This is a genomic window from uncultured Ruminobacter sp. (genome assembly GCA_902764345.1).
Taxonomy (GTDB): domain Bacteria; phylum Pseudomonadota; class Gammaproteobacteria; order Enterobacterales; family Succinivibrionaceae; genus Ruminobacter.
Genome location: CACWVT010000073.1, coordinates 1 through 6,684 on the forward strand (window position 1 = coordinate 1; position 6,684 = coordinate 6,684).

Below are 6,684 nucleotides of genomic sequence, written 5' to 3' on the forward strand. Positions count from 1 at the left end.
TGGCTGACTTAAATAAGAATCAGCTGGCAAATCTGGCGATGAAGGCTTAATTTGGTAAAAAATTTATTTTATAGGTTTTTATAGATCCAAAATAGCGGTTGCGGCCTTTGACAAAAAGGATGATACAGAAGAAAGCTTCAGAAAGCCGTGCGGCGGACTACTTTCACCGGACGCCCAGAAGCTGTGTGCCAGATTCAGTCTCACCCTGCCATCCGACGTACTTGTAACTCCGCAGATATTCTCCGTGCAGACAATAGATCTCGGCTCGGAAATGATCCGTGACTACCAGCGCTTCTACATAAACATGGACAGACACGCCTTCGACAAATGGCTTAAATCTCTCATTCCTGACACGGTGGAAATCCATGACGGAACCGTATGCACCGCCGTCACTAAAAACGGAGACCTGTACGAAATCGATGTTACCGAAAACGGTTCTCACGAAAGATATCTCGCGAAACACATCGTGGCCGCCGACGGTGCAAACTCAGTTGTAAGAAGAAATCTCTTTCCGAAGCACCGCATTAAAACGTACATGTCGGTGCAGCAGTGGTTCAGGGATGAACACGCAAAACCGTTCTATTCCTGTATCTTTGACAGGAAACTTACCGACTGCTATGCCTGGGGACTTTCAAAAAACGGCTACTTTATTTTTGGTGGAGCCTTTCCTGTTAAAAATGCCAGGGAGCGCTTTGAAAGCATGAAGACAAAGCTGGAAGACTACGGCTTCCTACTTGAAAACCCCGTAAAAACCGAGGCCTGCATGGTACTGAGCCCGACGCATCCGTGGCAGTTTTTCCCGGGAAAGGACAAATGCTTCTTTCTCGGAGAAGCGGCAGGCTTCATAAGTCCTTCTTCACTTGAAGGCATAAGCCATTCCTTTGAAAGTGCCTACAGGCTGAGTGAGCTCTTCAACGTTAAAGATGATGTTACCGCCTCTGACTACAGAAAAGCCACACTGATGATGAGACTGAAACTTTTTCTGAAAATTATCAAAAGGCCTTTTATCATGAATCCGCTGCTGAGAAGAATAATCATGAAGCTCGGAATCTGCTCAATAAGAAAAATCGACGGTGATGACGTCTTCTCCCGAGACAGCCGACAAGCCGGAAACAAGAACTGAAGAAGAAATAATCACCTGTCTCCGGAATCGAAGCCTCTCAGGCTGATGACCACGTACTCCGACCTTGTCCCGGTCTTGAATTTTATCGCCCAGTCGGAAAGTCCGGAGGTTACAATGAAGTCTGAGACCCTGCGATGCTCATGGCCGTATACCGCATCCACGGCACCGATGATTTGTCCGACCTGATTAAACGGAAAAAGCTGACCGCCGTGCGTATGTCCGGACAGAACGAGATCCGAACCGGCTCCCGCAAGAAGATCGTATTCAGCAGGCTGATGATCAAGTACAATCGTATAATTTTCCGGAGCAATGGAAGTCATAAGTTCTGACGGAGTACTGCGCGAGCCGTGGCGTTCCCTTACTACGGAAAAATCCCTGCGTCCGAAAACGGTGAGACGTTCACCGAGATCAACGGACTCATCGCTCAGAACCGTCACTCCGTTTTTTTTGAGTTCTTCCGTCAGCTCACTCATGCTGAAACCTCTGCGGGCGGCGCCGTAATATCCTCTGTCATGATTTCCTGCCACGAAATACACACCCATGGACGTCTTAAACTCAGAAAGAGTCCTGCAGGATGCAATCATGTCCTCCCGTGACGTATCGTCATCCACGAAGTCACCGACAATGAAAACCGCATCGGGACGCTCGGCGTTCATATCCTTCACGAGTCCGGCAAAACCTTCGGCGTCAAAGGTGGTGCCGATGTGAGAATCGGCAAACATGACAAATTTCACCGGCTTTACTTTTTTGGACGTAACAAGATTATATTCGGTTCTCCATACATGATGATCGGCATACCACCCTCCGCCGAGAACAGCAAAGCTCAGAATAAATCCCAGAACAGGAACCGTCTTTTCCGGCAGCTTTCTTCCGAATAATACCGAAACGGCAGACCGGATCAGACTGCCTATCAGCAGAAATACCGCCATATGCCAGATAATTACGGCAGCGTTAATAAAACGCAGACACAGACCGGAGATGATAAACAGAAGGAGAACGGATACTGATGATGCGGCAGCAGCCGTTTTTTCAGATAAGCACGGCCGGAAAACACACCTGAGCCCGTATACGGCATAAAACAGCGCCAGCATGGTCAGAGCTATTATGGCAAGAAGAATGATGAACCACATGGTCATGGGTTTACTCCATACATACTGAAAAAACCGTGCCTTACGATGAAAACGACGCCGGAACAGAGTCCGGACATCCATTAAAGTATAACACACGGCATCCGAAATCCCGGTAAAACCTGAGCCTGCTCAGACTTATTTTCAAAACATATCCCTGGCTGTCACACTTAAATGCAAAACATGTCCCAGGCCATCCCATTTAAAAACAGGTTACTTTATTGTTTTATTGTTAAATTTATTTAAAACCGCTGTTAATTTTCTGTTCTCTTAACTGATTATTAATTGATCACCGTCTGATAAGTTCATGCTTAAGGAATATGTCACGATGTCTCTGTTTATACTTTTAGTATAAGAAATGTCCGCTTACGTAAAAACACCTGTTCCCTGTCATTATCAGTACAGACAGGAACACCGGCGCATGACGGACACACGGGAGAACTGAAATGAGACTAACGGTCACGTCGATCATATCCGTTATGGCACTGCTGATCTGCATGCCGGCTGAGGCCGGCGGTCAGAAAAGAACCGCTCAGGATATTATCACCGAAAACTTCAGAATCATGGATGCGGATGCGGCTGAAGCCGCAGTTCCCGCATATGAAGTGCTCGGCACTCTCGGCAGCCGTCTCGTAGTGACGGGAGAAAAAGCTCCCGACCATCTGGCATTTGTTAAAACCGCTACCGATCGCAACTATATCATTACCGGAAGACTGCTGGTACGGTGCGGTAAAAACGACTGCAGTCTGCCTCCCGATCTGCATATCAGTAAACTGAGTGCCTCAGTTTATGAAATAACCGCAGAAACCTATGACCAGTGGGAAAAACTCATGACCGAGCTACCGTACGGCAACGGCATCAGACAGGTCTCACCGTCATACCTTCACGGAACATCAACGACACTTAAACAGCCGGACTGAAGGAGACTCCGGAACCATTTAAATACGACGAATAATAACAATACACAATAATTAAATAAGAAATAAAAGAACCTGGACAATGTTAATACGTAAAACTTCACCTTAGGCGGGACAATACGGCCATCAGACGCCCTGCCTGAATGAGGAACCGGACATGAACAAAACACATATATTCCGCTTACAGTTATTAAGTGTTCTCCTTGTTTCTGCCATGACGGCATGCGGTGGCGGCGGTGGCAGTGATGGCTCATCCGCCGATAACAGGATCGCCGAAACTGATACCACACAGTATTTTGCGGAATACGGAGACCTGTACAGCGGCAAACCGTACCTTATCAGATATCCCGTCACGGCCGAATCCGTCAAATCCGCCGACACTCCCGAAGTATATGCGGAATACGGCGAAGTAAGCAGTGTTCATCCTTTCACCGGAGAACCGGCTCCGTCCGGCACGGTATACTACTATGTTCCCGAAAACAAGCTTAACAGCATGCCGTCACCTTATTCCCTGACTGAAAAATTCACAGTAGTCTACGGAGACGGAAGCCGCAACGTATTCACGCTAGAGCTGGGAACAAAATCTCCTAACGGAGATCCGCTCTTTGCCGAGCAGTGGCATCTTAAGAACGTGGGACAGAATCCTTACAGTGTAAAAATCTCCCCGGTTGAGGGAATAGATCTTAACGTTATCCCCGCATGGCACATGACTGATGCCAACGGAGAACACATCACCGGAAAAGGCGTAAAGATTGCAGTTCTCGACACCGGCATAGATTTCAGACACGAGGATCTTTCAGACCGCAAATACACGCCATCTGTCAGAGCATCGTTCATAAATCAGGATTTTACCCTTACCGATGTCATCTATAACGAAACTATGCTTCACGGTACAAAGGTTGCCGGCATTATGGCTGCCACGGCAGGTAACGGCAAAGGCGTACGCGGCATCGCATACGATGCGAAACTGACAGCCTATCACAAGGACAACACCAATTTCGCTTATCTTACCATGCATGATGACGTGCATACAATTAACGCCAGCATTGCCATGGACAGCAGTTACGTGTATTCACCGGAAAAGGAGGCCTTTTTCGAGGCCATGTTTGAAAACCGCATACCGTTCATCAGAGCAGCCGGAAACGAGTACGGCGACGTGTCATTCAGAGACGGGACCCACTATCCGCTGAACTGTGTTTCCGCAAAAGCCGACTGTCAGTTCAATCAGACGTCCTCCTTCAACAGGGGAAGATACGTGATTATTGCAGGTGCCCTTAATTCCATGGGAACAAAGTCATCCTACGGTTCCACCGGCTCTCATCTGTGGGTTACCGGGATGGCAGGAGAATTCGGATATAACGGAAAACAGAATTCATCTGCGGCAATCGTAACCACAAAGTACAGTCATGAGCCTTACGAGTATCAGGATCTCAGGGACGGAAACACACCGTGGAGAGATGATAAGGATAAATATAAGGATCGCCGTTACTATACTCATACCATGAACGGCACCTCATCCGGAGCTCCTTCCGTCACCGGGGTTTCAGCACTTATCCTTCAGGCAAAGCCTGACGTTACCGTACCGCAGATAAGATATATCCTTGCATCAACCGCAAACAGCGATACCACTCCCGGCTGGAGCAGTCTGGAATACTCCGCCGTAAAATCAAGGGTAACAGCCTACGGCGGCAGCACGGTAACGCATGATCCGGGCTGGTTCACCAACGGTGCCGGACTGAGATTCTCTAACCGCTACGGTTTCGGGGTTGTTAATGCGGCAAAGGCAGTATCAAAGGCTCTCTACTGCGATGAGGACGAGTACTGTTCCAGAAGGTCGGAGCTTCCGTCAGATTACGTAAGCACCAATGACACTCCGTGCTCATCCGATGACGGAGGAAGAAACATAACATGCAGCTTTACGGATTTTGAAAGCATGGATAATTACGGGCCGGTAAGTCCGATTATCGAGATAGAGGATATCGCCGTTAACGTAAGCTCTCTCGTTTACGACGATGATACTGACTCCGGCAAATGCATACAGGCCGCAAATGCGGAGCAGGAAGGTATAGCTCATGCCAACAGTCTGCTGCAGATTGAAATGAAATCTCCTGACGGCACGATGTCACTGATAAAGTCCGTTTATGCGAACTGGGACTTCAATGCCCGAGCCATGCATAGGGAAAGACCTTCATTCAGCTATGACACTGACTTTATGATATATACCTCCGCCTTCTATGCTGAACATGCATCAGCTGATGACTCGTTCATTCTGAACATCAGAAGTGCATGTCCGGTAGACGTGGACAACCTTAACAGAAGCATCCGCGTAAAAATAGGCGGATACGCACTCTGACAAATGTATTCTCCCGAAAAAAGGCGTCAGTGACAGGATCATTCAGTTCCTCACTGACGCCTTTTATTACGGCAAATCCGTACTTCCGGATAATCTTTTTCGCACCGAATTCAAATTTCTCTTGAAAAAATAAAATATGTTTTATACAATATATTTGTGTAAAACATATTTCGGGAAGCAGACATGAAGGACGATTACCTGGAAGCTCTAAAGCTTTCAAACCAGCTGTGTTTTCCGCTCTATGCGGCATCAAGAAACATCACGGGGCTTTACGCTCCCCTGCTTAAGCCTTTAGGACTAACCTACACGCAGTACATTGTCATGCTGGTACTGTGGGAAAAGGACGGTATTTCCGTTACCGGGATCGGTGAAAGGCTGATGCTTGATAACGGCACTCTGTCTCCTCTTCTCAGGAAAATGGAACAGTCCGGGCTTATCGAAAGACACAGAAGTCCGGATGACGACCGTGTGGTTGTAATAACCCTTACCGACAAGGGACACAGACTTCGTGAGAAGGCTGCGGACATTCCTGCCGAAATGGGGAAATGCGTAAAGCTTTCACCGGAAAAAGCCCGCCTGCTTTACGATCTGCTGTACGAAATTCTTCACGGTCAGGGATACGGCAAAAAGATTTCCGGAAATACCGGTTCCCGCAAATAACCGGAACAAATATAGAAAAACAACATAAACATTAAGGAGATTCCAATGAAAAACGTATATGACTTTACCGTAAAGGACAGACGCGGAAACGATGTCAGTCTGTCAGATTACGCAGGCAAGGTTCTGCTCATCGTCAACACGGCAACCGGATGCGGTTTTACCCCTCACTACGAACCGCTTGAGGCAATGTATGCCGATCTCAGGGATCTTGGCTTTGAGATTCTGGATTTTCCGTGCAACCAGTTTGCCGGACAGGCTCCCGGCTCCGACGACGAAATTCATGAATTCTGCACCTTAAAGTTCGGTACAGACTTTCCGCAGTTTGCCAAAATCGACGTCAACGGCGAAACTGCAGATCCTATCTTTGTTTTTCTGGCCGGAGAAAAGCCGTTTACGGGCTTTGGCAAAGACAATATGAAACGACCTCCACGAATGAATGTAAAAACGTGGATTTACCGTGTAAACTGTAGATGTATATAAACAGATACGGATTTACCGCAAACA

General features: G+C 47.6%; 6 protein-coding genes. 5 read left to right on the forward strand and 1 reads right to left on the reverse strand.

The window, feature by feature from the left end:
* The first annotated feature begins 91 nt into the window (after positions 1-91).
* Positions 92-1,123, forward strand: a complete 1,032-nt coding sequence (locus QZU58_RS09520) for an FAD-binding protein (protein ID WP_294496325.1) — start codon at positions 92-94, stop codon at positions 1,121-1,123.
* A gap of 11 nt (positions 1,124-1,134) precedes the next feature.
* Here the strand turns inward: QZU58_RS09520 and QZU58_RS09525 are convergent, their stop codons facing one another.
* Positions 1,135-2,253 carry a metallophosphoesterase gene (locus QZU58_RS09525; RefSeq protein WP_294496315.1) on the reverse strand — a complete coding sequence of 373 codons (1,119 nt, stop codon included), beginning with the start codon at positions 2,251-2,253 and terminating at the stop codon, positions 1,135-1,137.
* Positions 2,254-2,696: 443 nt separating this feature from the next.
* On the opposite strand from QZU58_RS09525, the gene QZU58_RS09530 reads away from it, so the two are divergent.
* From QZU58_RS09530 to QZU58_RS09545, 4 genes are all read left to right on the forward strand, one after another.
* A complete protein-coding gene (locus QZU58_RS09530; RefSeq protein WP_294496317.1) occupies positions 2,697-3,170 on the forward strand; it encodes a hypothetical protein in 474 nt (157 codons plus the stop codon).
* Positions 3,171-3,324: 154 nt separating this feature from the next.
* On the forward strand, positions 3,325-5,520 hold the full coding sequence (locus tag QZU58_RS09535) for a S8 family serine peptidase (RefSeq protein ID WP_294496318.1): 2,196 nt from the start codon (positions 3,325-3,327) through the stop codon (positions 5,518-5,520).
* 183 nt (positions 5,521-5,703) lie between these two features.
* Entirely contained in the window at positions 5,704-6,180 is a 477-nt protein-coding gene (locus tag QZU58_RS09540; protein ID WP_294496320.1) for a MarR family transcriptional regulator, read from the forward strand.
* Between the two features lie 45 nt (positions 6,181-6,225).
* Positions 6,226-6,660, forward strand: coding sequence for a redoxin domain-containing protein (locus tag QZU58_RS09545; protein ID WP_294496322.1), 435 nt, complete (start codon positions 6,226-6,228; stop codon positions 6,658-6,660).
* Positions 6,661-6,684: the final 24 nt, after the last annotated feature.

Excerpts from the sequence above, each read along its gene's own strand:
- QZU58_RS09525 (WP_294496315.1), bottom strand. The coding sequence starts at position 2,253 with ATGTGGTTCATCATTCTTCTTGCCATAATAGCTCTGACCATGCTGGCG.
- QZU58_RS09530 (WP_294496317.1), top strand. The coding sequence starts at position 2,697 with ATGAGACTAACGGTCACGTCGATCATATCCGTTATGGCACTGCTGATC.
- QZU58_RS09535 (WP_294496318.1), top strand. The coding sequence starts at position 3,325 with ATGAACAAAACACATATATTCCGCTTACAGTTATTAAGTGTTCTCCTT.
- QZU58_RS09540 (WP_294496320.1), top strand. The coding sequence starts at position 5,704 with ATGAAGGACGATTACCTGGAAGCTCTAAAGCTTTCAAACCAGCTGTGT.
- QZU58_RS09545 (WP_294496322.1), top strand. The coding sequence starts at position 6,226 with ATGAAAAACGTATATGACTTTACCGTAAAGGACAGACGCGGAAACGAT.